Consider the following 20999-nt stretch of genomic DNA (forward strand, 5'->3'; position numbering starts at 1 on the left):
CAGGTCAACGTCCTCGGCGGATCCCGTATTCCGGTCCCGCGGCCCGCGGGGTGTGAGACGGGAGTCATCGGGCCGAGGGCGCCTCTTCGCGGCCGCCCACGAGCCGGATCGCGAGCGCGGCGACCGCCGCGAGCAGCGCGAAGGCCCAGAACGTGAGTCCGTACCCGCTCGCGCCGAGCGCGGCCAGGGCGAGCAGGGGACCGGTGAGGATCGCGCCCGCGCGACGCGAGTTCAGGTAGACGCCCGAGGCGAGGCCGGGCCGGTCGATCGCCTCCTGCATCCACGCCAGTCCGACGCCGGTGAGCGCCGCGATTCCCAGCGCATTGGGGATCTGCAGCGCCACGAGCGCCAGGGGAGAGGCGAGCAGCGGCACGAGCGCATAGTAGAGAGCGGCGAGAAGGGCGCCGGCGGCCAGGAGCGTCGTCGGACGGATCGTGCGGGTGAGTCGGCCGAGCAGCAGCAGCGCGGGCGCCTCCAGCGCGGCGCAGACCCCGAGCGCGACGCCGGCCCAGACCGTGGCGAGGTGCAGGTGCTCGGTGACCAGCAGCGGCATCGCCGTGACGGATCCTGCGTTCCCCGCCTGCAGCGCGGTGATCGCGAGCACCACGACGACCAGCTCGAGACGTCGGCCCGGCCTCCGCGCCGCTGCGACCCCCTCGTCGGCCCGCCCGTCGTCGGCGGACCCGCGCCCGGCCGGTCCGTGGCCGGGCCCCGTGCCGCCGGCCCGCCCCGTCGCTCCCTCGCCCTCCGCGGGCTCCGTGCGCGCGGCGGCGCGCCGCACGCTCGTCCGGATCGCGACGCTGAGGCCGAGCGACCCGAGCGCGTCGGCGGCGATCAGCAGCAGCACCGCCCGATCCCCGAAGCCGGTCATCACGCCCGTCGCGAGCGGGGGACCGGCGACCCATGCCACCGAGAACACGGCGCGGGTGCGCACCACCTGCTCGGGGCTCGACCCCTCGGAGCGCTGCAGCGCGAAGAGCATCCCCGACCACACGCCGGCGGGCCCGGCGAGCACCACGAGCACGATGCCCGCCACGGTGAGGCTCGTGGTCGCGGCGAGGCTGAGCACGGTGGCGAGCGTGAGCGCGGCGCACAGGATCATCGGTCCCGCGTAGTCGCGCCGACGATCCGCCCACGCAGGGATCACGAGCGCTGCGAGGAAGCCGCTCGCGTTCATGATCGCGAGCACGAGGCCCACCTGTCCGGGATCCGCGCCGAACAGCGCGGAGAGCAGGAGTGCGATCACGGGGTTCAGCAGGGCGAGCTGCAGTCCGCCGACGAGGGCGGAGGCGGGGATCAGGCAGCGGCTCACACCGAGAACGATACGGAGCGCTCCGTCCGGGTCGAGGTCCGGCCGACAGGGGCACCGCCGCTGTCCCCGTCCGCGGTGCCCCGGTGGCCGGGACACCGCTCTCCTGGCCGATCCGGACCCCCTCGTGGCGCGCGAGCGCATACGGTAACCCCCGAGCGGTGCCCTCCGGGCGCCGCGGACGAGGGGACGGGGAGGAGGCGATCTCGATGAGCTCGACGCTGAGCGATGTGGCACGGGAGGCAGGAGTCTCCAAGGGGACGGCCTCCAAGGCTCTCAACGGCCGGTCCGGGGTCTCCGCGGCCACGCGGGAGCGGGTGGTCGCCGCCGCGGAGGACCTCGGGTGGAAGCCGTCGTACGCCGCGCGGGCGCTCTCGCGCTCGGCGACAGGGGTGTTCGGTCTCGCGATCGCGCGCTCGAGCGAGACCGTCGGCGCGGAGAACTTCTTCATGGCGTTCGTCGCCGGGATGGAGGAGGAGCTCTCCCACAGCGACCGCGCGCTGCTCATGCAGATCGTGCCCGACGTGGACGCCGAGGCGGCGCTGCTCGAGCGCTGGGCGGCCGAGCGGCGCGTGGACGGGATCGTGCTCATGGACGCGCGGGTGGACGATCCCCGGATCCCGGTCATCGCGGACGCGGGAGTGCCGACGGCGGCGATGGCCTGCGAGGACCTGGGGGCGGGCATCGCGATGCTGCTCGTGGACGAGGAGGAGCGGATGCGCACGATGCTCGAGCACCTCGCGTCCCGCGCCGGGGGCGGCCATGAGCGCATCGCCTACATCGCGGGGCCTCCGGAGTTCCTGCACGTGGCGCGCCGTCGTCGCGCCTTCGAGGAGATCTGCGCGGCCCGCGGGATCGGGGCGAGCGTGCTCACCTCGGACTATCGGCGCGCGTCCGTCGCGCGCTGGGGTCGCGAGATCCTCGCCCTGCACGAGGACGAGGGCTGCCGCGCCGTCATCGTCGACAACGAGCTGCTGGCCGCGCAGCTGCTCGCGCAGCTCCGCGGGGCCGACCTCGCCGTGCCGCGCGATCTCGCGGTCACCGCGCTCGAGGACTCGATCCTGTGCACGGTCACCGATCCGCCGCTCACGGCTCTCGGCCGGGACGTGGGCGAGAACGGCAGGCAGCTCGCGCGCCTGCTCGTGGAGCTCGCCGAGCAGGGGCCGGCGGGGGTCGTGGTCGCGGATCCGGGAGCGGTCGTGGAGCGCGGGAGCAGCTGAGCGGATCCGCTGAGCGCCCGTGCGCTCGCGAGCGGTGGAACGCGCAGAGTCGCGCAGGTCACGGAAACCGGTTGCGATCGTTATTAGTTCGTGACCCCGGATTCGGTGCGGTCACCGACGGCACAGCCTAGATTCTGGAGCCATCGGATCAAGGCGGATCCGCGGCTCCAACGGCGGGGCCGATCCTTGAGAGGCCACGGTCACCATGTCCCACCTCGATTCATCCCAGCGCACCCTTTCCGGCTCCACCCGTCGCGGGTTCCTCGCCGCCTCCGGCGCGGCCGGCGGCGTCCTCGCCCTGGCCTCCTGCGGCGGCAAGAGCGGGGGAGGGTCCGGCGGTTCCGACGAGCTCGTCGGCGTCGGCAACAACGGCATGGCCGGCAAGGGCCGCAGCGGCGACGCCGCCGACCAGCTGTTCATCGCCGGCTTCCAGTGGAGCCCGCCCACGAACTTCAACACCTTCGCCGGAGCCCCGGCATGGCCCGCCTCCGGCAACGTCGCCCAGTACGTCTACGAGACCCTGCTGCGCTACGACATCGTCTCCGGTGATCTGAAGCCCGGCCTGGCGGCGAAGTACGAGGTCGACGGCACGTCCTCGATCACGCTCACGCTCCAGGACGGCATCACCTGGCACGACGGCACCGAGTTCACGACGGACGACGTCCTGTACACCTTCGAGCTCGGCAAGATCGACGAGAGCCTGGGCGTCGCCTCCTTCTGGGTCGAGGTCGACGAGATGACCGCCGACGGCAGCACGATCAGCATCGCGGTCAACAAGGACCGCAAGAACGTCGGCATGGTGCTCGCGACCCTCGCCCAGCAGTTCATCGTGCCCAAGGCCGTCTTCGAGAAGGCCGCGAAGGAGACCGGCAACAAGCTCGCCTCCTGGGAGACCAAGGAGTGCATGGGCACCGGCCCGTACACGCTCGAGAAGGCCGATCAGACCCAGATCATCCTCGCGCGCAACGAGAAGTACTGGGGCAAGGACTTCTACGGCGGCCTTCCCGCGCCGACGAAGGTCATCCACCCGATCTTCAAGTCCAACGAGGACGGCAACCTGAAGTTCCAGAACGGCGAGCTCGACGTGATGCAGCAGTTCATCCCGCAGATCTCGAAGATGTGGGACTCCGGCAAGCCCGTCGGCACCTACCTCCAGGAGGAGCCCTACTTCGTGGCCGGCTCGATGCCGATGTTCCTCATCAACACCACGAAGGACGGCCTCAAGGATCCCGAGGTGCGGCGCGCCATGGCCTACGCCGTGGACTACGCCTCCATCGCCGAGACCGCCATGTCCGGCTACTCGCCCGACGTCGTCGCCTCGCTGATCCTGCCCGAGGGCGCCGAGTCGGAGTGGATCGACAAGGACAAGGCCAAGGCCGACGGCTGGAGCTACGACCCGAAGAAGGCCGAGCAGATCCTCACCGACGCCGGCTACGCGAAGGGCTCGGACGGCATCTATGCCAAGGACGGCGTGAAGCTGGGCCCCTGGAAGCTCGTCACCCCGCAGGGCTGGACCGACTGGAACGCGGCGCTCGAGATCGTGGCCAAGAGCTTCACGGCCGTCGGCATCTCTGCGGCCACGAACTTCCCGCAGCAGGCGCAGGTGACGACGTCCATCCAGAACGGCGACTTCGACCTCGCCTGCTGGTACGTCGCCGGCGCGAACCCGGCCACGCCCTGGCAGCGCTTCAGCGACGTGATGAGCAACGTGGAGCTCGCCGACCTGGGCAAGACCGCGTATCGCAACTATGGACGCTGGGAGAACGACGAGGTCGACGACCTCCTCGAGGCCGCCGCCGCAGCCGCGGACGACGACTCCAAGAAGAAGGCGCTGACGGCGCTCGACGACCTCTTCCGCAAGGAGGTCCCGGCGTTCCCGCTCATGTACCGGCCGGACGAGTTCTTCGAGTTCAACGCGAGCAACTGGTCGAACTGGCCCACCGAGAAGAACGACTACGCGCCGCCGATGTTCCGCGGCGCGGGCAACGAGTGGATCTTCAAGATCCAGAAGATCGGCGGCTGAGGCACCGCCGTGAAGCTCGGACGCTACATCGCACGCAAGACGATGTGGTACCTGGTCGCGCTGGTGGCAGCAGTGTCCCTGAACTTCCTGCTGCCCCGGCTCGTCCCGGGCAACCCCGTCGACGTCATCGTCTCCAACCTCACCCGCGGCGGCTCCATCACGGGTGAGCAGCAGAAGCAGATCTACGACAGCTTCGTCACCGAGTTCGGTCTGGACCAGCCCCTGTGGCAGCAGTTCCTCACCTACCTCGGCAAGGTGTTCAGCGGCGACCTGGGCACGTCCTTCGGCTCGTACCCGACCTCGGTGAACACGCTGATCGGCGACGCCCTGCCGTGGTCGATCGCCGTGCAGCTGCCCGCGATCATCATCGGCTGGCTGCTGGGCAACCTGGTCGGCGCCGTCGCGGCCTTCCGGGGCGGCAACTGGGACCGCAGCGTGTTCACCTCCTCGCTGTTCCTCTCGGCCATGCCGTACTACTGCCTGTCGATCCTGCTGCTCTACGGCCTCGCCGTGGTCGCGGGCGTGTTCCCCGTGGGCGGCGCGTACTCGCTCGGAGAGACGCCCTCGCTCAGTCCGTCGTTCCTCATGGACGCGCTCAGCTACTACTGGCTGCCGTTCCTCTCGCTCGTGGTCGTCTTCATCGGCGGCCAGGCGGTGGGCATGCGCTCGATGGCGATCTACGAGCTGGGCGGGGACTACGTGAACTACGCCCGTGCGATGGGCATCGGCGACAACAAGATCACCCAGTACATCTTCCGCAACGCGATGCTCCCGCAGATCACGGGCCTCGCCCTGTCGATCGGCACGCTCGTGGGCGGCGCCCTGATCACCGAGCTGGTGTTCAACTACCCGGGCGTCGGGACGCTGCTGTTCACGGCGATCTCCAACAACGACTACCCGGTGATCCAGGCGATCACCCTGATCATCACGGTGGCCGTGCTGGTGGCGAACTTCTGCGTCGAGATCGTCTACGGCATCGTCGACCCGCGCATCCGCGCGGCGGCCACAGGGGAGAAGTGACATGTCCGCACCGAACGCTCCCCTCACCGACGAGAAGGCCGCGCCGCGGTCCAATCCGTTCCGCAGCATCAACCTCTCCACTCGGTTCTGGGTCGCCCTGGTCCTCGTGGCCTTCGTGGTGGTCCTGGGCATGGCCGGATGGGTCTACCCGACGGGTCCGGGCGAGAAGGTCGGGTCCCTCTACGACCCGCCCGGCAACGGCCTGCTCTTCGGCACCGACAACTTCGGGCACGACGTGGTCTCGGTGCTCATGGCGGGAACCCGGACCTCGCTGATCATCGGACTGGTCGCCGGCATCGTCGCGACCACGATCGGCGTGGCCATCGGGCTGATCTCCGGCTTCGTGGGCGGCTGGCTCGAGGAGCTCCTGATGGGCGTCACCAACGTGGTGCTCGCGATCCCCTCGATCATCGTGCTGATCCTGATCTCGATCTCGCTGCCCCAGAGCACCATCTGGTCGCTCGCGATCGTCATCGGCATCACCTCGTGGCCCTGGACGGCGCGCGCCGTGCGCGCGCAGGCCAGCAGCGTCGCGACCCGTGAGCACATCGACGTGGCCCGGCTGTCCGGTTCACGACTGCCCTCGATCCTGCTGCGGGACGTGCTGCCCTACATCCTGTCGTACACGGTGATGGCCTTCGTGCTGCAGGTCTCCGGCGCGATCCTCGCCGAGGCCGCGCTGTCGATGCTGGGGCTCGGCCCGTCGGGCGCGAACTCCCTGGGCACCCAGCTGCACTGGGCGCTCGCCTTCCAGGCCGTCGCGAGCGGCGCCTGGTGGGCGTTCCTGCCGCCGACCATCATCCTCACCCTCGTGTCCTTCGGCTTCCTGCTGCTGCAGGCGAGCCTGGACGAGGTCTTCAACCCGCGTCTGCGCCGCGGCAAGCGCCGGCAGATGAAGCAGGCCGCCGCCCGCCGCGCCGCCGATGCCCGTGCGCTCGCAGCCTCCCGCAGCGAGCAGGACGACGACGCGCAGGACCCCGAGGGCGCGGCGGTCCCGGCCGCCGGCCGCGGCATCCAGGAAGGAGGCGTCGCATGAGCGTCGCCGCACCGGCCCCGGAGACCCCCTCCCGCCACGAGGGGATCCTCGCCCGCGCCATCGACGTCACCGCCGTCTACGGCGGCGGCGAGAAGGATTTCACCGCCGTGGACGCCGTCTCCCTCGAGCTGGGGGAGGGGCAGATCCTCGGGCTCGCGGGCGAGTCCGGCTGCGGGAAGACCACGCTGGGCAACTCGCTCGCGATGATCGCGACCCCTCCGCTCTACGTCCTCGGCGGACGGCTCGAGATCGACGGGCAGGACATCGACCTCACCACCGTTCACGGCGCGGCCGACGTCAAGCGCCAGCGCCCGTACCGCGGCGGCACCGTCTCGATGCTCCCGCAGGGCGCGATGAACGCCATCAGCCCGACGGTGAGGATCCGCTCCCTCGTGCACGACGTGATGCGCGCGCACGACCACTCGGTCACCAAGGACCAGGCGCTCGACCTCGCGCGCGACAGGCTGAAGATGCTCGAGCTTCCCGTGCGGGTGCTCGACTCCTACGCCCACCAGCTCTCCGGCGGCATGAAGCAGCGCGTGATCACCGTGATCTCGACCCTGCTGAACCCGCGCCTGCTGATCGCCGACGAGCCGACCTCCGCGCTCGACGTCTCCAGCCAGCGCATGCTCGTGGAGATGCTGCTCGCGATGGTCGAGGAGGGCATCATGTCCGGCGTCGTCTTCGTGACGCACGACCTCCCGGTGCTCTCCCAGGTCTCCGACAGGCTCGCGATCATGAACGCCGGCAGGATCGTCGAGACCGGGCCGACGGAGCAGCTCGTCCACGACCCGCAGCACCCCTACACGAAGAAGCTGCTCTCCTCGGTGCTCGACCCCACCGAGGAGACCCGGCAGCGAGGGCAGGCCAGGGCGCGCGGGACGACGCCGTCGGCCGCTGCGGCCCCGAGCCCCGCGCCGGCCCCGACCCCTGAGCGAGAGGCGTGAGCGCCATGGAGCAGATCACGACGGCCGAGGCTGCCGGCGACCGGACCGATGACATGTTCAGTCACAGCGTGGTGACGGGTGAGGCCGTGCTGGCCTGCGAGAACGTCACCAAGGAGTTCAGCGTGGCGGGCGGGAAGGTCGTCGCGGTCGACGACGTCTCCCTGCAGTTCCCGGCCGGCAGCGTGCTCGCGGTGGTGGGGGAGTCCGGGTCGGGCAAGTCGACGCTCGCCCGGATGCTGCTGCGGCTGATGCCTGTCACCTCGGGCACGATCACCTTCCGCGACCAGGACGTCACGCGACTGCACGGCCGTCACCTGCGCGGGTACTGGCGCGAGGTGCAGGCCGTGTTCCAGGACCCGTTCGCCTCCTTCAACCAGTTCTTCACCGTCGGCTCGCTGCTGCGGCGCAGCCTGCACCTGGCGGAGGTCCCCAAGGACGAGGCCGACGACCTCATCGAGCAGTGCCTGGGCTATGTCGACCTCACGCCCGATCAGGCGATGGGCAAGTTCCCGCACCAGCTCTCCGGCGGGCAGCGCCAGCGCGTGATGATCGCCCGCGCGCTGATGATGAAGCCCACCGTGCTGCTGGCCGACGAGGCGACGAGCATGCTGGATGCGACCCTGCGCGTGAACGTCCTCAACGTGCTGCACGACCTCAAGCACGACCTCGGGCTCACGGTCCTGTTCATCACCCACGACATCGGCCAGGCCTGCTACCTCGCGGACCGCGTCGCGGTGATGGAGCACGGCCGCGTGGTCGAGCGCGGCACGACGGAGGAGGTCATCTTCGACCCCCACGGCGACTACACCAAGCGACTGCTCGCGGACGTCCCCGACCTCAAGGGCAGCCTCAAGCGCAGCGCCTGAGCAGCGCCCGAGCAGAGCACGCGGGCGCGGACGGGAGCACTGGGCGTGCCGCTCCTCACCGCACGCCGATAGGCTGGGTGAGGCGCCCTGGGCGGGCGTCGGACCGGGGGAGAGGAGTCGCACCGTGGGCGCGATCAGGCCATGGCATGTCATCGTCCTCGTCGTCTTCGTGATCCTGCCCCTGCTGGTGATCGCGGCGGTCGTCGCCCTCGTCCTCGTCCTGATGAGACGTTCCCGCTCCGCGCCGTCGGCCGCGCCGCAGGATTCGTGGTCGCCACCAGGGCAGGGGAGTCCGGCCCTGGCGCCCGGTGCTGCGTCGGAGGACCCCCGGGCGATCCTCGATCGGCGCCTCGCCCTCGGTGAGATCGGCCCCGAGGAGCACGCGCGACTCCGTCAGATCCTCGACGCCGAGAACGGAAGGAATCCATGACCGCGACCTCCGAGATCGATCACCTCACCTGGGACGCCCTGCGCCTCGAGGACGTCGAGCAGCTGTGCTCGCTGATCAACGCCATCGGCGAGGCCGACGGCACCGGCGAGACCATCTCCCTCGCGTCGACGCGCGAGTTCCTCGGGACGCCGGGCACGGATCTCGACCGCGAGTCGATCGCGGTGCGCGAGGGCGACCGCCTGATCGCCTACGGCTGCGTCGACGTCGCCGCGCAGCCCGATCGCGAGGGGCGTGCGCGCTGCCGTCTGCCGGGAGGAGTGCACCCGTCCCACCGCGGCCGGGGGATCGGCGGCCGGATCCTCGACGCCCAGCAGGAGATCGCCGAGCGTCTGGCGGCGGCCGAGCACCCCGGCCGGGCCGGTCACATGCACGTCGGCGGAGGGCTCGAGGGAGCGGACGTGCGCCCGCTGCTCACCGCGCGCGGCTTCGCACCCGTGCGCTCCTTCTTGGAGATGCTGCGCGAGCTGCCGGGGGAGCAGGTGGCGCCCTCGCCGTCGATCGCGGGCGTCGATCTGCGCACTCCCGGTGACGCGGACGCCGAGGCTGTGCACGCCGCGCACGTGGCCGCCTTCGCCGACCACTGGGGCTCGGCGCCCTCGTCCCCGGAGCGCTGGGCGCACATGTGGAGCGCCTCGACCCGCCGTCCCGAGTTCTCCTCGATCGCGGTGGACGGAGAGGGGCGCGTCCTCGCCTACGTGATGACCGACGTGTGGGAGGACCGCCGTCTCTACATCGCGCTGGTCGGCACCCGGCCCGAGGCCCGCGGGCGGGGGATCGGCACCGCCGTGCTCGCCCGCACACTGCGCCTCGCGGCGGCGTCGGGGGAGTTCGACGACGTCCAGCTCGAGGTCGACGGCGCGAGCCTCACCGGGGCAGGGCGGCTCTACGAGCGTCTCGGCTTCACTCGAGACAAAGAATTCACGCTGTATAGTAAAGATCTGCAGAAAGAGGCTGTGTAGATGGCGATCATCCACAGGGCGCAGCTGACGCCTTCGAAGACCGAGATCCTGCGCGACCTGCTGGCCTCCCGCGGCTGGCTCGAGGGCGAGGACCTCACGGTGATCGGGGCCTATCGATTCGATGATCCCGCAGGTCAGGTGGGTATCGAGTGTCATCTGGTGCGCACGGGGGAGACGGTCTACCACCTGCCGCTCACGTACCGCAGCGCGCCGATCGACACCGCCGGGGACGATGGCGAGGTCGCCGAGCCGGTCGCGACCATGGAGCACTCGGTGCTCGGCACGCGCTTCGTCTTCGACGCCCTGGACGACGAGGTCGCGCTCGACGCGTTCTGGCGCGCGCTGTGCGACGAGCAGCAGCAGGCGGAGCTCGACGTGTACGAGGGTGACCGGCTCGTGGAGCATCGCGCCCAGTCCGTCGATCTGCGACTGGAGATCGACGCGGGTGCGCAGGCGCCGCGGCTCGGGCAGCTCGAGGACGACGACGGTGCGTCGTTCACGATCGCGCAGAGCATCGGCGGGCTCGACGGCGTCGTCCGTCTGGTCGCCGACTGGGGAGAGGGCAGCGGGGTGATCGCCGCGTACGACGGGGACTGAGCAGCGAACGTCCGTCGCGGCTCTTCCGGTCTACTTTACATAACGTGCATTATCGGCGTTGCACGCGGCGCTCGCCGCGTAGGCTCTTCCGCACGCCCGCGCATGGGAACCCGCCGCAGAACCCGCAGACGCAGACCCCGCACACGCAGAACCCGCAGACCTCGACGAGGAGACTCCGCATGCTGTTCGGCCCGGCCGACCCGAAGCACCTGCACCTGATGTCCTTCAACATCCGCATGGCGTCCGACGACACGCGTCCGGGCGACAGCGACCACTGGCCGGACCGCGCGCCGCTGCTGGACGCCCTGCTGCGCACCGAGCAGCCCACGCTCCTGGGCATCCAGGAAGGGACATTCCCCCAGCTGCCCGTGATCCAGCGCGCGCTGCCCGGCCATCGGATGATCGGCTCCGGACGCGAGGGCGGGAGCGCCGGCGAGCACGCGGCGATCTTCTTCGATGCCGAGCGCCTGCACCTCGAGGCCTGGGACCAGCTGTGGCTCTCGGACACGCCGCGGCTCGTCGGCTCGCGCACCTGGGGCAACCAGGTCACTCGGATCCTCACCTGGGCGCGCTTCCGCGACGCCAGCACAGGAACCGTGTTCGTGCACGTCAACACCCATTTCGACCATGAGGTGGAGGAGGCGCGCGTACGGAGCGCGGGGCTCCTCGCGGGCCTCGTGACGAGGCCGGAGCTCGCCGAGCTGCCGATCCTGGTGACGGGGGACTTCAACTCCCCCGCGCTCTCCCCCGCCTGGCAGGCGCTCGTCGCCCGCGGCCCGCTCGTCGACCTCTGGGAGTCCGCCGACCGCCGGGTCACGCCCGCCTGGGGATCCTTCCCCGACTACGGACCTCCGGTCGAGGGCGCCGAGCGCATCGACTGGATGCTCGCCTCCCCGGACGTCCACGCGGAGAAGATCGGCATCGGCGCGGTCCCCGCCGGGCGCCCCGCGCCCTCGGACCATGCGCCCCTGCACGCACTGATCCGCCTGGGCTGAGCCTCGCGGCGGCCCGGGCGGATCAGGGTCGGACACCCGTCGGGCGCCCGGAGCGGCGATCGGGTCAGATCCCGCGCGGCGCGTAGTCCTTGTCGGAGACGAACGAGGTGAACGCGCTCTCCGAGCCCTGGAAGACGCTCGAGTCGCCCGCGAAGGGCGCGGAGTCGGAGAACTGCCACATGTCCCAGTCCCACCAGCGTCCGGGCAGGTTCGTCGGCTTCTTCGAGCTGTAGTACGCGATCTGCATCGGCGTGTGCGCGGGCGCGAAGTCCCCGACGTACTTGTCCCACCAGTTGGCGTTGGTGTAGATCATCGGCCGACGGCCCACGGCGCTCCTGTACGCCGAGATGAAGCCGGAGATCCACGTCTGCAGCTCCTTCTGGCTGAGCCCGAAGTTCGCGGGCACGCCGGAGACGGACTCGAGATCGAGCATGCCGGGCAGCGTCCGACCATCGGCCGACCAGCCTCCCCCGCCGTTCAGGAAGGCGTCGACCTGCTTCTCCGGACCGCCGGAGTCGGGGCGCGCGAAGTGGTAGGCACCGCGGATGATCCCGGCCTTCGTCGCCGAGCTGTACTGCTGGCTGAAGGTGCTCGAGTGCCAGGTGTTGCCCTCGGTCGCCTTGATGAAGGCGTAGCGGGAGCCCTTGGACATCTGCGCCTTCCAGTCGACGCTGCCCTGGTAGGTGGAGACGTCCTGGCCGGGGATGCCGGCGGGGATCGAGGCGGCGAGCGCCGGGGCGGTCGCGAGCCCGCCGACGGTCAGCGCGGAGACGCCGACCGCTCCCCCGCGCAGCAGGGCGCGGCGGGAGGCGGGGTGTTGGGAGTCGGAGGACGGGAGGGGACGGGAGGGGCCTGTGGCGCCGGCGGCACGCGCGTGCCGGGGAAGGTAGCGGGTCACGGGGATGCTCCTGTGGTGGGGGAAGTCGCGACTGCGGAGCGAGCCGCGCCCGGCCACCGTAGCGGCCATGGAGGCCCAGGTCACTCCCCTGGCGCCCGTGTCGCCGGATTCGCCGGAACCTCGGGACGACGATCCGGGGTCGTCGTCACGCGCTCGTCGCGGGCTGTTCGCCCTCCCGTCCACGCAGTTCACGCCGCGTGCGACGACGGCCGAGCACCGCGAGGACCGCGACCACGAGGAGGTCGAGCCCCAGCATCCCGAGCACCCAGGGTCCGCCGGCGCCGCCCTCTGCGGAGCGGTCGATGACGATCCCGCCGTCGCCGACCGTGAGCGCTGCGAAGAGCATGAACACCATGTTGTTGCCGACGTGGAAGGCGATGGAGGCCTCGATGCCTCCCGTGGCGATCGCCAGCAGCGCCCCGCACAGCCCGAAGCCTGTGTAGTAGAGCGCGAGCCAGGGATCGGTGGCGCCGTGGACCAGGCCGAACAGCACGGTCGAGAGCGCGGTGCCCAGGATGATCGCCCCCAGCGGGCGCCGTCGGATCCAGGAGCCCAGCAGCGGGAGCAGCGTCCCCCGGAACATGACCTCCTCGCCCGCCGCCTGCAGCGGTGTGGTGAGCAGGGCGATGAGCACCAGCGGCAGGGTCGAGGCGCCGATCTGCACTGTGCCCGCGGCGCGCAGGTCCGGGCTCGCGAGGAGGGCGGCGCCCAGGGCGAGCGCGATCACGAGCAGCACGATCAGCGCGCTGCGCAGCACTCGATCCCACGAGAAGGGGCGCGAGACGGTCAGGGCCGCGCGCCACGGCACGCCCGCGATCCAGCGCAGGGCGAGCAGCGAGACGGGGATCAGGAGCGCGAGGCAGAGGTTCGTCAGCAGCATCAGGGACGGGGACAGTCCGACCCCCGTCGGCGCCGTGCCCTGCAATGCCATCGTCCCGATCGCCCAGAGGATGCCCGCGACGATCTGCGTGGAGAACATGATGACCACGAGAGCGGCCAGCACGGCGATCGGTGCCCACCAGCGCGTGCGGACGTGCGCCCCGAACGGCCGGTCTGGGAGCACCGAGCCCCGAGGCGGCGCCTGCGGGGCCGGCGGGCTCTGCCCGGCCGACGGGGCGGGGGCTCGGTCCGTCGCAGGAAGGGTGTGCGGTGCATCGGAGGAGGTCATGGCTCCACCCTTCCGGAGCTCGTCCCCTCCGGCATCCGCCTCTCGGCCAGGCGCCGTCGACCGATCGCGACCCGTGCCGGGGTCCGTCCGCGACTTTCGTCGCACGGCGCCGGGTCCGAGGCGCGCCTCAGCTGGTCTGCTCGCGCCCGCTCCCCCGTCCCGCGATCACGAAGCACGTCACGGAGATCAGCGAGCCGATCACCATCACGATCGCCATCGGCAGCGAGGACTCGGTGCCGCCCAGGCCCACGAGGGGCGCGGCGAGGGAGGCTGCGATCGAGAAGCCCAGGCCCAGCATCGCCGAGCCCGTGCCGGCGACCTCGAGGGCGGCGCGCGAGGCGAGGGCGCCGCCGTTGCCGAAGATCATGCCCTGCGGGGCCACGGTGAGGAAGAAGGCGGGCAGCACGATCCATGCGGGCGTGTCGAGGAAGAGGCTGCCGATGAGCAGGGCGAAGGACGCGCACACGACCACGCTCAGCCCGATCCGGATCAGCGGGCGCGGATGGATGCTGCGGGTCAGGCGCGCCGAGAGGAAGGACATGGCCATCATCCCCATCGAGTTGATCGCGAAGCTCACCGAGTATGCGGACGAGGAGAAGCCCAGCATGTTCTGCACGACGAACGAGGAGGCCGACACGTAGGCCATGAGCGCGAAGGCCGAGAACGCGTTGACGAGCATGTAGGCGACGAACTGACGGCGCCTCAGCAGCATCGCGCAGTTGTGGGCGAAGGTGCGCAGTCCCCCGCTGTGGCGCCGCGAGGCGGGAAGCGACTCGGGGATCAGCAGCAGCGTGCCCACGAGCGAGAGCAGCGACATCGCGGCGATCACCCAGAACACCTCGCGCCACTGCCCGAAGAGCAGGATGACCCCGCCCAGCAGCGGCGCGACGATCGGGGCGATGCCGCCCACGCCCTGCATGATGTTCATGACACGGAACAGCTCCGGCCCGTCGGTGAGGTCGATGAGGACCGCGCGCCCGAGCACCATGCCGAAGCCGCCCCCGAAGCCCTGGAGCACGCGGAAGGCCAGCAGCACGCCGACGTTCGGGGCGAGGGCGCAGACGATCGACGCCGTCAGGCACAGGGAGATGCCGAGGAGCAGCGGGATCCGTCGTCCCACCCGGTCCGAGAGCGGGCCGGCGATGATCTGACCGCTCGCCGTGCCCAGGAAGAACGCGGTGATCGTGAGCTGCATGCGCGAGGCCGTCGTCCCCAGGTCGCCCGTGACCTCGGGGAAGGCGGGGATGTACATGTCGGTCGCGAGGGGGCCGATGGCGCTCAGCGTGGTGAGCACGAGGATCACCAGCGCGGTGACGCGCCCGCGGGTCCCGGCGAGCTCCTCGGAGCTGGGCAGGTGGGCGAGCTCGCGGTCCGCCGCGTCCTCGAGGACAGGAATGCCGGAGGTGATGGTGGGGACCGCGCCGGTGATGGTCGGCACGTCGCCGGTGAGCGTGGGCAGTCCGCCGGTGGCGGTGCACGAGTATTCGGGGTCGCCGGGGCGCGAGGACACGAAGGGCCTTTCGAAGGGCATGAGGAGGCGGGGAGGGGAAGGAGTCTGCGACCACACATCCCACGTGGGAGTGTCCGAGAAGCCTAGTCGCGCCGTTCCTCGCGCGCATCCTCCGCGCGGCGTCGTCTCATCGCTCGGGCACCGAGCAGCGCGGCGATCGCTGCGATCGCCGCGTACAGGGTGCCGAGCCCCGCCGCCGCGAGCCATCCGCTGTGCTCGTAGCCGACGGAGCCCAGCGCCGATCCGGCCGTCGCCCCCACGTAGTAGGCGGTGAGATAGAGGGCCGACGCGGTCGAGCGGGCCGAGGCCGGGGCGAGACGGGCGACCGTCGCCGAGGCGCTCGAGTGGCCGAGGAAGAACAGGGCCGTCATCAGGCCGAGGCCCACGACGACCCAGAGCAGCTGGGAGGGCAGGGCGATCCAGTAGCCCGCGGCCACCGCGAGGGCAGAGACCAGCAGCGCGGGCACCAGCCCGATCCGGCCGACGATCCTGCCGGCCCGCGCCGAGGTGAACGTGCCGAGCAGGTAGAGCAGGAACACGGCGTTCGCCGCGGCGGGACCCAGGCCGAGCTCGGGTCCCTGGAGCCGGAAGCCGACCACGGTGTACGCGCTGTTGAAGGCCGCCATCAGTGCGGCCCCGATCACGCAGGCCGCGAGCACCCCGGGGATCGAGAGCGACTCCCGCGCGGCGCGGAGCGTGCGGCCGACGGCCCGCTCCCCCGTCTTCCGCTCCTCCGTCTTCCGGTCCCCCGCCGCCGGCCGCCTCTGCGGCCCGGCCGACGTCGAGCCCGCGCTCGCCGCCGCCCCGCGAGGACGCAGCAGTGCGACGCCCAGCCCGCATGCGAGGCACAGCACGGCCATCACGCCCATCGCCCAGCGCCAGGACGCGAACTCGGCGACAGCGCCGGGGATCAGTCGGGAGCAGAGCCCGCCCACGGTGTTGCCGGCCAGGTAGATGCCGGTCGCGGCGGTGATGGCCTCGGGCGCGATCCTCTCGCCGATCAGGGCGAGCGCGCTCGCGGGCACCAGGGACACGGCGACGCCCTGCAGGAACCGCGCCGCCACCAGCGACCAGAGCGAGGGCATGAGCGCGCAGGCCAGGCCGATCACCCCGGAGAGGACGAGGAACACGAGCATCCGGTGGAAGAGCCCCCGGCGCAGGCCGACCGTGCTGAGCGGGATCATCCCGAGCGCCATGCCGAGCGTGGTCGCGGCGACGCTCCAGCCGGTCGCGGCCTCCCCTGCGCCGAAGCCCGCGCCGATCTGCGGGAGCAGGCCCTGCGTGTCGTACATGACGAGGAAGACCGCGAAGCCGGCGAGGAACACGGCGCCCACCACGCGGCGGTAGCCGGGGGATCCCTGGGGGTAGGGAGCGGACGGGGAGGAGGCGGTGTCGGCAGAGGTCATGAGGCGGCTGCCAGCGCCGCCTGGTAGGTCGGGTCCACGCGCTTGAGGAAACGGATGACCGCGGCGGTGATCGGGATGACCGCGTACTGCACGGCCACCTTGTAGACGAAGCCGAGCACCGTGTACTCGGCCCAGTCGCCCACGCTGGTGATGCCGATCGCGGCGGCCGCGATCGTGCAGAAGAGGAAGGTGTCCACGAGCTCGCCGGCGCCGCTCGCGGAGAACAGGCGGCCGATGAGGCCCCGCTCCCCCGCTCGTCGCTTCATGCGGCTCATGATCAGGGAGTTCACGCTCTGCCCTGCGGCGAAGCCCACGAGGCCCGCGAGGACCACGATCCACACCGGGCCGAGCGCCGTCTCGATGGCCTCCTGCTTGGCCAGCCCGTAGTCGTCGGGGAACGGCGGCAGGGCGATGATCACCTGGTAGCAGATCGCGGCGAGGATGTTCACGACGAAGCCCATGATGATCGCGCGCCGCGCCGCGCGCACCCCGTAGAGCTCGGTGATGATGTCCCCGACGATGTACGCCAGGGGGAAGAGGAAGAAGCCGCCGTCGGTGATGATGTCGAAGCCGATGCCCGGGATCGTCCCGAAGAACACGCCCTTCGCGGCGCCGATCCCCGAGAGGATCACCACCGCGCACATGATCATGGCGAGGATGTCGTAATGCGAGGAGCCCCGGTCGGCGTAGGCCACGCCGGCCGGGCGTCCAGAGTGCTCACGCTTCGCGGGGATCTGCGCGCTCTCGGCGCGCGGGGTCGGGGCGGTGCTCATGCGGTCCCTCCGGGGTCGGTGCGGGGCCGACGGATCAGTCGGCCGTCCGGCATTCTCCCCCGTCGGCGGCCCCGGCGCAGACAGCGCCCGTCGCGCCCGCCTCGCCCGGCTGCAGGAACGCGCGCAGCGTGCCCAGGATCGTCGTCGAGGCGAGGGCGGAGACGTCCTCGCCCTCGAGCTGCTCGCGTGTGATGAGGTCGATGAACACGCCGATCAGCAGCTGGGCGAGGTCCTCGAAGTCCAGCCCCTCGCGCGGGCCGACGCCGGGGGCGGTCGAGGCGAGCACCCCCGCGACCGTCGAGCGCAGCAGGCGGCGCTGCGAGACCAGCTCGTCGCGATCGGCCTGGGAGCGCAGCGAATGGGTGACGGCCTCGGTGTGCAGCAGGCACCACTGTCGGCCGAAGGGACGCATCGCCTCGAACAGGTCGAGCATGAGCGCGGCCTCCTCGGTGCGCGCGCCCTCGTCGGCCGCACCGCCGACGGAGCCGCTCGGGGCCACGGATCCGAGCGGGCCGTGCGCGGCGCGCGCCTCGTCCACGCGCTCGTGCATGATCTGGATCACCTGCTGGGTCGCGAGCGCGAAGGCGGCCCGGAACACCTCGTCCTTGCTCGAGAAGTTCGAGTAGAACGCGCCGCGCGTGAATCCCGCGGCGCGCACGAGGTCGTCGATCGTCGCGCCGTCCAGGCCCTTCTCCGCGAACACCTGCACGGAGGCGCGGACCAGTCGTGACCGGGTGTTCTCCTTGCGGCGGGTCTCGTCACCGGCGGGCACGTTCCCCAGGAGGTCCGGCACGGGGTCGACCACTTCCGGATGTCCAGCTTCCATGGGTAGCATCCTACCGATACATTCGTGTATCGAGCGGACTCTCTGCGCACCTCATGGTCGCGGTCCGTCGGCCCTCTCCGTCGACACTGCCCGTCGACACCGCCTGCCGGCACTGCCCGTCGACACCGCCTGCCGGCACTGCCCGTCGACAGTCTCCGCCGGCCCGATCCGTCGGCCCCGTCCACCCTCTCCCCGCCGCCGAACGTCAGGAGATCCCTCCGTGTCCTCCACCCTGTACCGCCTCGGACGCGCGATGGCCCATGCCCGCTGGAAGGCCGTGGGCGTCTGGGCCCTCCTGCTGGTGGTCCTCGGCGGGCTCGCCGTCGGCCTCGGCGGCTCCTTCTCGAGCCAGTTCGAGATACCCGGCACCCAGGGCCAGGAGGGGCTCGACGAGCTCGCCGACCGCTTCCCGCAGATGAGCGGCACGAGCGGCCAGCTCGTCTTCCTCAGCGAGGACGGCACGAAGATCGACGACCACGAGGCGCAGATCGACCGGGTGATGGACAAGGCGGCCGACGTCGACGGGGTCGAGGCGGCCCCCTCCCCCTTCGACGAGAACAGCCCTGGCACCCGCAACGACGGCGACACCGCGATCATCGGCACCGTGCAGCTCTCGGGCAGTCCCGGCGGATTCGCCGACGGCGCCTTGGAGAAGCTCCAGAAGATCTCGGACGACGGGAACTCCGGCGGCCTGCGCGTCGAGCTCGGCGGGCAGATCCTGCAGAGCTCGGACATCCCGATGGGCTCGAGCGAGATCATCGGCCTGCTCGCCGCGCTCATCATCCTCGCGGTGACCTTCCGGTCCGTGGTTCCCGCCTTCGTGCCGATCGTGAGCGCCGTGGTGGGCGTCGGGGTCTCGATGCTCGCGGTGATGGCGCTCTCGGCGGGGATGGAGATCCCCTCGGTGACCATCTCGCTCGGCGCGATGCTGGGCCTGGCCGTGGGCATCGACTACGCCCTCTTCATCCTCTCCCGCCACCGCGGGCAGCTCAGACGCGGCATGGATGTCGTCGAATCGATCGGCGAGGCGATCGCGACCTCCGGCAGCGCCGTGATCTTCGCGGGCCTCACCGTGGTGATCGCCCTCGTCGGACTCTTCGTCACGCGCATCCCCTTCCTCACCATCATGGGCATCGCCGCGGCGGCGACGGTCGCGCTCTCCGTGGTCGTGGCCCTCACCCTGCTGCCGGCGATCATGGGCCTGCTGGGCGAGAACCTGCGCCCCCGCCGCGTGCGCCGCCTGATGGCGGAGAACGGTGGCGCGCTCCCGGAGCCCGAGGAGGGCGAGGACGAGGGCGCGGGATCCGCCGCGAAGCGCGCCGGCGGCAGCCGCTGGGTCCGCATCGTCACCAAGGTCCCGGCGCTCACGATCATCGTGGTGATCCTCGTGGTGGGCTCCCTCGCGATCCCGATCAAGGATCTGCGCCTGGGCCTCCCGGACCTGGGCACGGAGAAGCCCGACACCCAGGCCCGACAGACCTACGACCTGGTCGCGGACGAGTTCGGCGCCGGGTACAACGGCCCGCTGCTGGTCACCGCCGACATCATCAACTCCGACGACCCCCTGGGCGTGGTCGACGACCTGAAGAAGCGCATCGGCGATCTGCCGGACGTCGAGGAGATCCAGCTCGCGACCCCGAACGAGGGCGCGGACATGGCCGTGGTCGTCGTGATCCCCGAGGGCTCCCAGACCGACGAGTCGACCTCCGAGCTCGTGCGGACCCTGCGCTCCGACTCCTCGACGTGGGAGAAGGACCTCGACATCTCCGACGTCCGCGTCACCGGTCAGACGGCCGTCGCGATCGACATCACCGATCGGCTCTCCGAGGCGCTGCTGCCCTTCGCGGTGTTCGTGGTGGGGCTCTCCCTGATCCTGCTGATGGTCGTGTTCCGCTCGATCTGGGTGCCGATCAAGGCCTCGCTCGGCTACCTGCTGAGCGTCGGTGCGGCCTTCGGCGTGGTCTCGATGGTCTTCGAGTACGGATGGGGCAACGAGGCGCTCGACATCCACGTGGTGGGCCCGGTGATCGCGTTCATGCCGATCATGTGCATGGGCGTGCTGTTCGGGCTCGCCATGGACTACGAGGTCTTCCTCGTCTCCCGCATGCGTGAGGAGTACGTGCGCACCGGGGACGCCCACGGAGCGATCGAGCGCGGCTTCTCCGCGAGCGCGCCCGTGGTCATCGCCGCGGCTCTCATCATGTTCTCCGTCTTCGCGTCCTTCGTGCCCGGCGGCGCGTACATGCTGCAGCCGATCGCGGTCGCGCTCGCCGTCGGCGTGCTCGTGGACGCCTTCGTGGTGCGCATGACGCTCGTGCCCGCCGTCCTGGCCCTGTTGGGCCGCTACGCCTGGTGGCTGCCCAAGTGGCTGGACCGCCTGCTGCCGGTGGTCGACACCGAGGGCGAGGGTCTGGGCGCGGTGCTCGAGCACCGGCGCTGGACCGAGGAGCACGGCGACATGGCGCTGCGCATGGAGGACACGATCGTCCCGCTCGTCGGCGAACCGGGGGTGCTCGGCCCGCTCACCGGAGCGGTCGATCCCGGCGCGCTGCTGGTCGCGCGCAGCTCGGACGACGCCGCCCGCGAGACCTTCCTCGACCTCGTCTCCGGGCGCATCGCGCCCAGCTCGGGCGTCTTCGCCGTGCACGATCGCCTCTCCCCCGCCGACGTCGGCGCGATCCAGGCGCGCGTGCACCGCATCGGCCCCGGCGAGGACGTCGCCGGGCGCATCGCGGAGATCGGCCCGCGCCGCGCCGCGCGGGAGATCGTGGTCATCGACCTCGTCACCGACCTCGCCCACGCGAGCGTGATCACCCAGGGACGCGCCGTGCGCCGGCTCGAGGAGCTCATGCGCCAGGGCATCGCCGTGGTCACGGGATCCCGAGTGGACCTCGGCCTCGAGTCCTCGCAGCCCGAGCAGACCGTCGTCGACGCCCTCGAGGACCCCTCCCGGCACGTGGCGCTGCGCGTGCACCGCAGCGCCACGTGCCGGGAG

General features: G+C 71.1%; 18 protein-coding genes. 11 read left to right on the top strand and 7 right to left on the bottom strand.

The features are described from left to right. Positions 1 to 64: 64 nt before the first annotated feature. Positions 65 to 1312 (bottom strand): MFS transporter, encoded by a 1248-nt coding sequence (locus MHY49_RS10955; protein WP_239204015.1) that lies wholly within the window; start codon positions 1310 to 1312, stop codon positions 65 to 67. Between the two features lie 206 nt (positions 1313 to 1518). On the opposite strand from MHY49_RS10955, the gene MHY49_RS10960 reads away from it, so the two are divergent. From MHY49_RS10960 to MHY49_RS11005, 10 genes are all read left to right on the top strand, one after another. Beyond that, positions 1519 to 2529, top strand: coding sequence for a LacI family DNA-binding transcriptional regulator (locus tag MHY49_RS10960; protein ID WP_239204017.1), 1011 nt, complete (start codon positions 1519 to 1521; stop codon positions 2527 to 2529). A gap of 205 nt (positions 2530 to 2734) precedes the next feature. Continuing rightward, positions 2735 to 4552: an ABC transporter substrate-binding protein gene (locus MHY49_RS10965; protein ID WP_239204019.1), complete on the top strand. Its 1818-nt coding sequence runs from the start codon at positions 2735 to 2737 to the stop codon at positions 4550 to 4552. A 9-nt stretch (positions 4553 to 4561) separates the two neighbouring features. Beyond that, the gene (locus MHY49_RS10970; protein ID WP_200500669.1) at positions 4562 to 5572 is read left to right on the top strand and encodes an ABC transporter permease; all 1011 of its coding nucleotides are present in this window, start codon (positions 4562 to 4564) and stop codon (positions 5570 to 5572) included. A 1-nt stretch (position 5573) separates the two neighbouring features. After that, on the top strand, positions 5574 to 6608 hold the full coding sequence (locus tag MHY49_RS10975; protein ID WP_200500670.1) for an ABC transporter permease: 1035 nt from the start codon (positions 5574 to 5576) through the stop codon (positions 6606 to 6608). Next, positions 6605 to 7555, top strand: a complete 951-nt coding sequence (locus tag MHY49_RS10980; RefSeq protein WP_239204021.1) for an ABC transporter ATP-binding protein — start codon at positions 6605 to 6607, stop codon at positions 7553 to 7555. The genes MHY49_RS10975 and MHY49_RS10980 overlap by 4 nt, the downstream gene beginning before the upstream one ends. A gap of 5 nt (positions 7556 to 7560) precedes the next feature. Beyond that, on the top strand, positions 7561 to 8421 hold the full coding sequence (locus MHY49_RS10985; RefSeq protein ID WP_228358477.1) for an ABC transporter ATP-binding protein: 861 nt from the start codon (positions 7561 to 7563) through the stop codon (positions 8419 to 8421). A 124-nt stretch (positions 8422 to 8545) separates the two neighbouring features. Beyond that, positions 8546 to 8851 (top strand): hypothetical protein, encoded by a 306-nt coding sequence (locus MHY49_RS10990; protein ID WP_239204023.1) that lies wholly within the window; start codon positions 8546 to 8548, stop codon positions 8849 to 8851. Then, positions 8848 to 9831: a GNAT family N-acetyltransferase gene (locus MHY49_RS10995; protein WP_239204025.1), complete on the top strand. Its 984-nt coding sequence runs from the start codon at positions 8848 to 8850 to the stop codon at positions 9829 to 9831. Before MHY49_RS10990 ends, MHY49_RS10995 begins: the two co-directional genes overlap by 4 nt. Next, on the top strand, positions 9832 to 10428 hold the full coding sequence (locus tag MHY49_RS11000; protein ID WP_239204027.1) for a hypothetical protein: 597 nt from the start codon (positions 9832 to 9834) through the stop codon (positions 10426 to 10428). Between the two features lie 179 nt (positions 10429 to 10607). Further along, positions 10608 to 11423 carry an endonuclease/exonuclease/phosphatase family protein gene (locus MHY49_RS11005; protein ID WP_239204029.1) on the top strand — a complete coding sequence of 272 codons (816 nt, stop codon included), beginning with the start codon at positions 10608 to 10610 and terminating at the stop codon, positions 11421 to 11423. Between the two features lie 64 nt (positions 11424 to 11487). Here MHY49_RS11005 and MHY49_RS11010 read toward each other — a convergent pair whose 3' ends face one another. The 6 genes from MHY49_RS11010 to MHY49_RS11035 all read right to left on the bottom strand — a co-directional run bounded on the left by MHY49_RS11010 (position 11488) and on the right by MHY49_RS11035 (position 18004). Next, positions 11488 to 12321 carry a GH25 family lysozyme gene (locus tag MHY49_RS11010; RefSeq protein ID WP_239204031.1) on the bottom strand — a complete coding sequence of 278 codons (834 nt, stop codon included), beginning with the start codon at positions 12319 to 12321 and terminating at the stop codon, positions 11488 to 11490. Positions 12322 to 12466: 145 nt separating this feature from the next. Continuing rightward, entirely contained in the window at positions 12467 to 13489 is a 1023-nt protein-coding gene (locus tag MHY49_RS11015) for a CPBP family intramembrane glutamic endopeptidase (protein WP_239204033.1), read from the bottom strand. A gap of 127 nt (positions 13490 to 13616) precedes the next feature. Next, positions 13617 to 14999: a multidrug effflux MFS transporter gene (locus tag MHY49_RS11020; RefSeq protein WP_239204035.1), complete on the bottom strand. Its 1383-nt coding sequence runs from the start codon at positions 14997 to 14999 to the stop codon at positions 13617 to 13619. Between the two features lie 83 nt (positions 15000 to 15082). Continuing rightward, the gene (locus tag MHY49_RS11025) at positions 15083 to 16405 is read right to left on the bottom strand and encodes an MFS transporter (protein WP_239204037.1); all 1323 of its coding nucleotides are present in this window, start codon (positions 16403 to 16405) and stop codon (positions 15083 to 15085) included. Continuing rightward, the gene (locus tag MHY49_RS11030) at positions 16402 to 17178 is read right to left on the bottom strand and encodes a queuosine precursor transporter (RefSeq protein ID WP_239204039.1); all 777 of its coding nucleotides are present in this window, start codon (positions 17176 to 17178) and stop codon (positions 16402 to 16404) included. Before MHY49_RS11030 ends, MHY49_RS11025 begins: the two co-directional genes overlap by 4 nt. A 34-nt stretch (positions 17179 to 17212) precedes the next feature. Further along, positions 17213 to 18004 (bottom strand): TetR/AcrR family transcriptional regulator, encoded by a 792-nt coding sequence (locus MHY49_RS11035; RefSeq protein ID WP_239204041.1) that lies wholly within the window; start codon positions 18002 to 18004, stop codon positions 17213 to 17215. A gap of 220 nt (positions 18005 to 18224) precedes the next feature. Here MHY49_RS11035 and MHY49_RS11040 point away from each other — a divergent pair. After that, a partial coding sequence (locus MHY49_RS11040; protein WP_239204043.1) for an MMPL family transporter occupies positions 18225 to 20999 on the top strand: 2775 nt, incomplete at its 3' end.

This window comes from Brachybacterium sp. ACRRE (genome assembly GCF_022346485.1).
Lineage (GTDB): Bacteria > Actinomycetota > Actinomycetes > Actinomycetales > Dermabacteraceae > Brachybacterium > Brachybacterium halotolerans.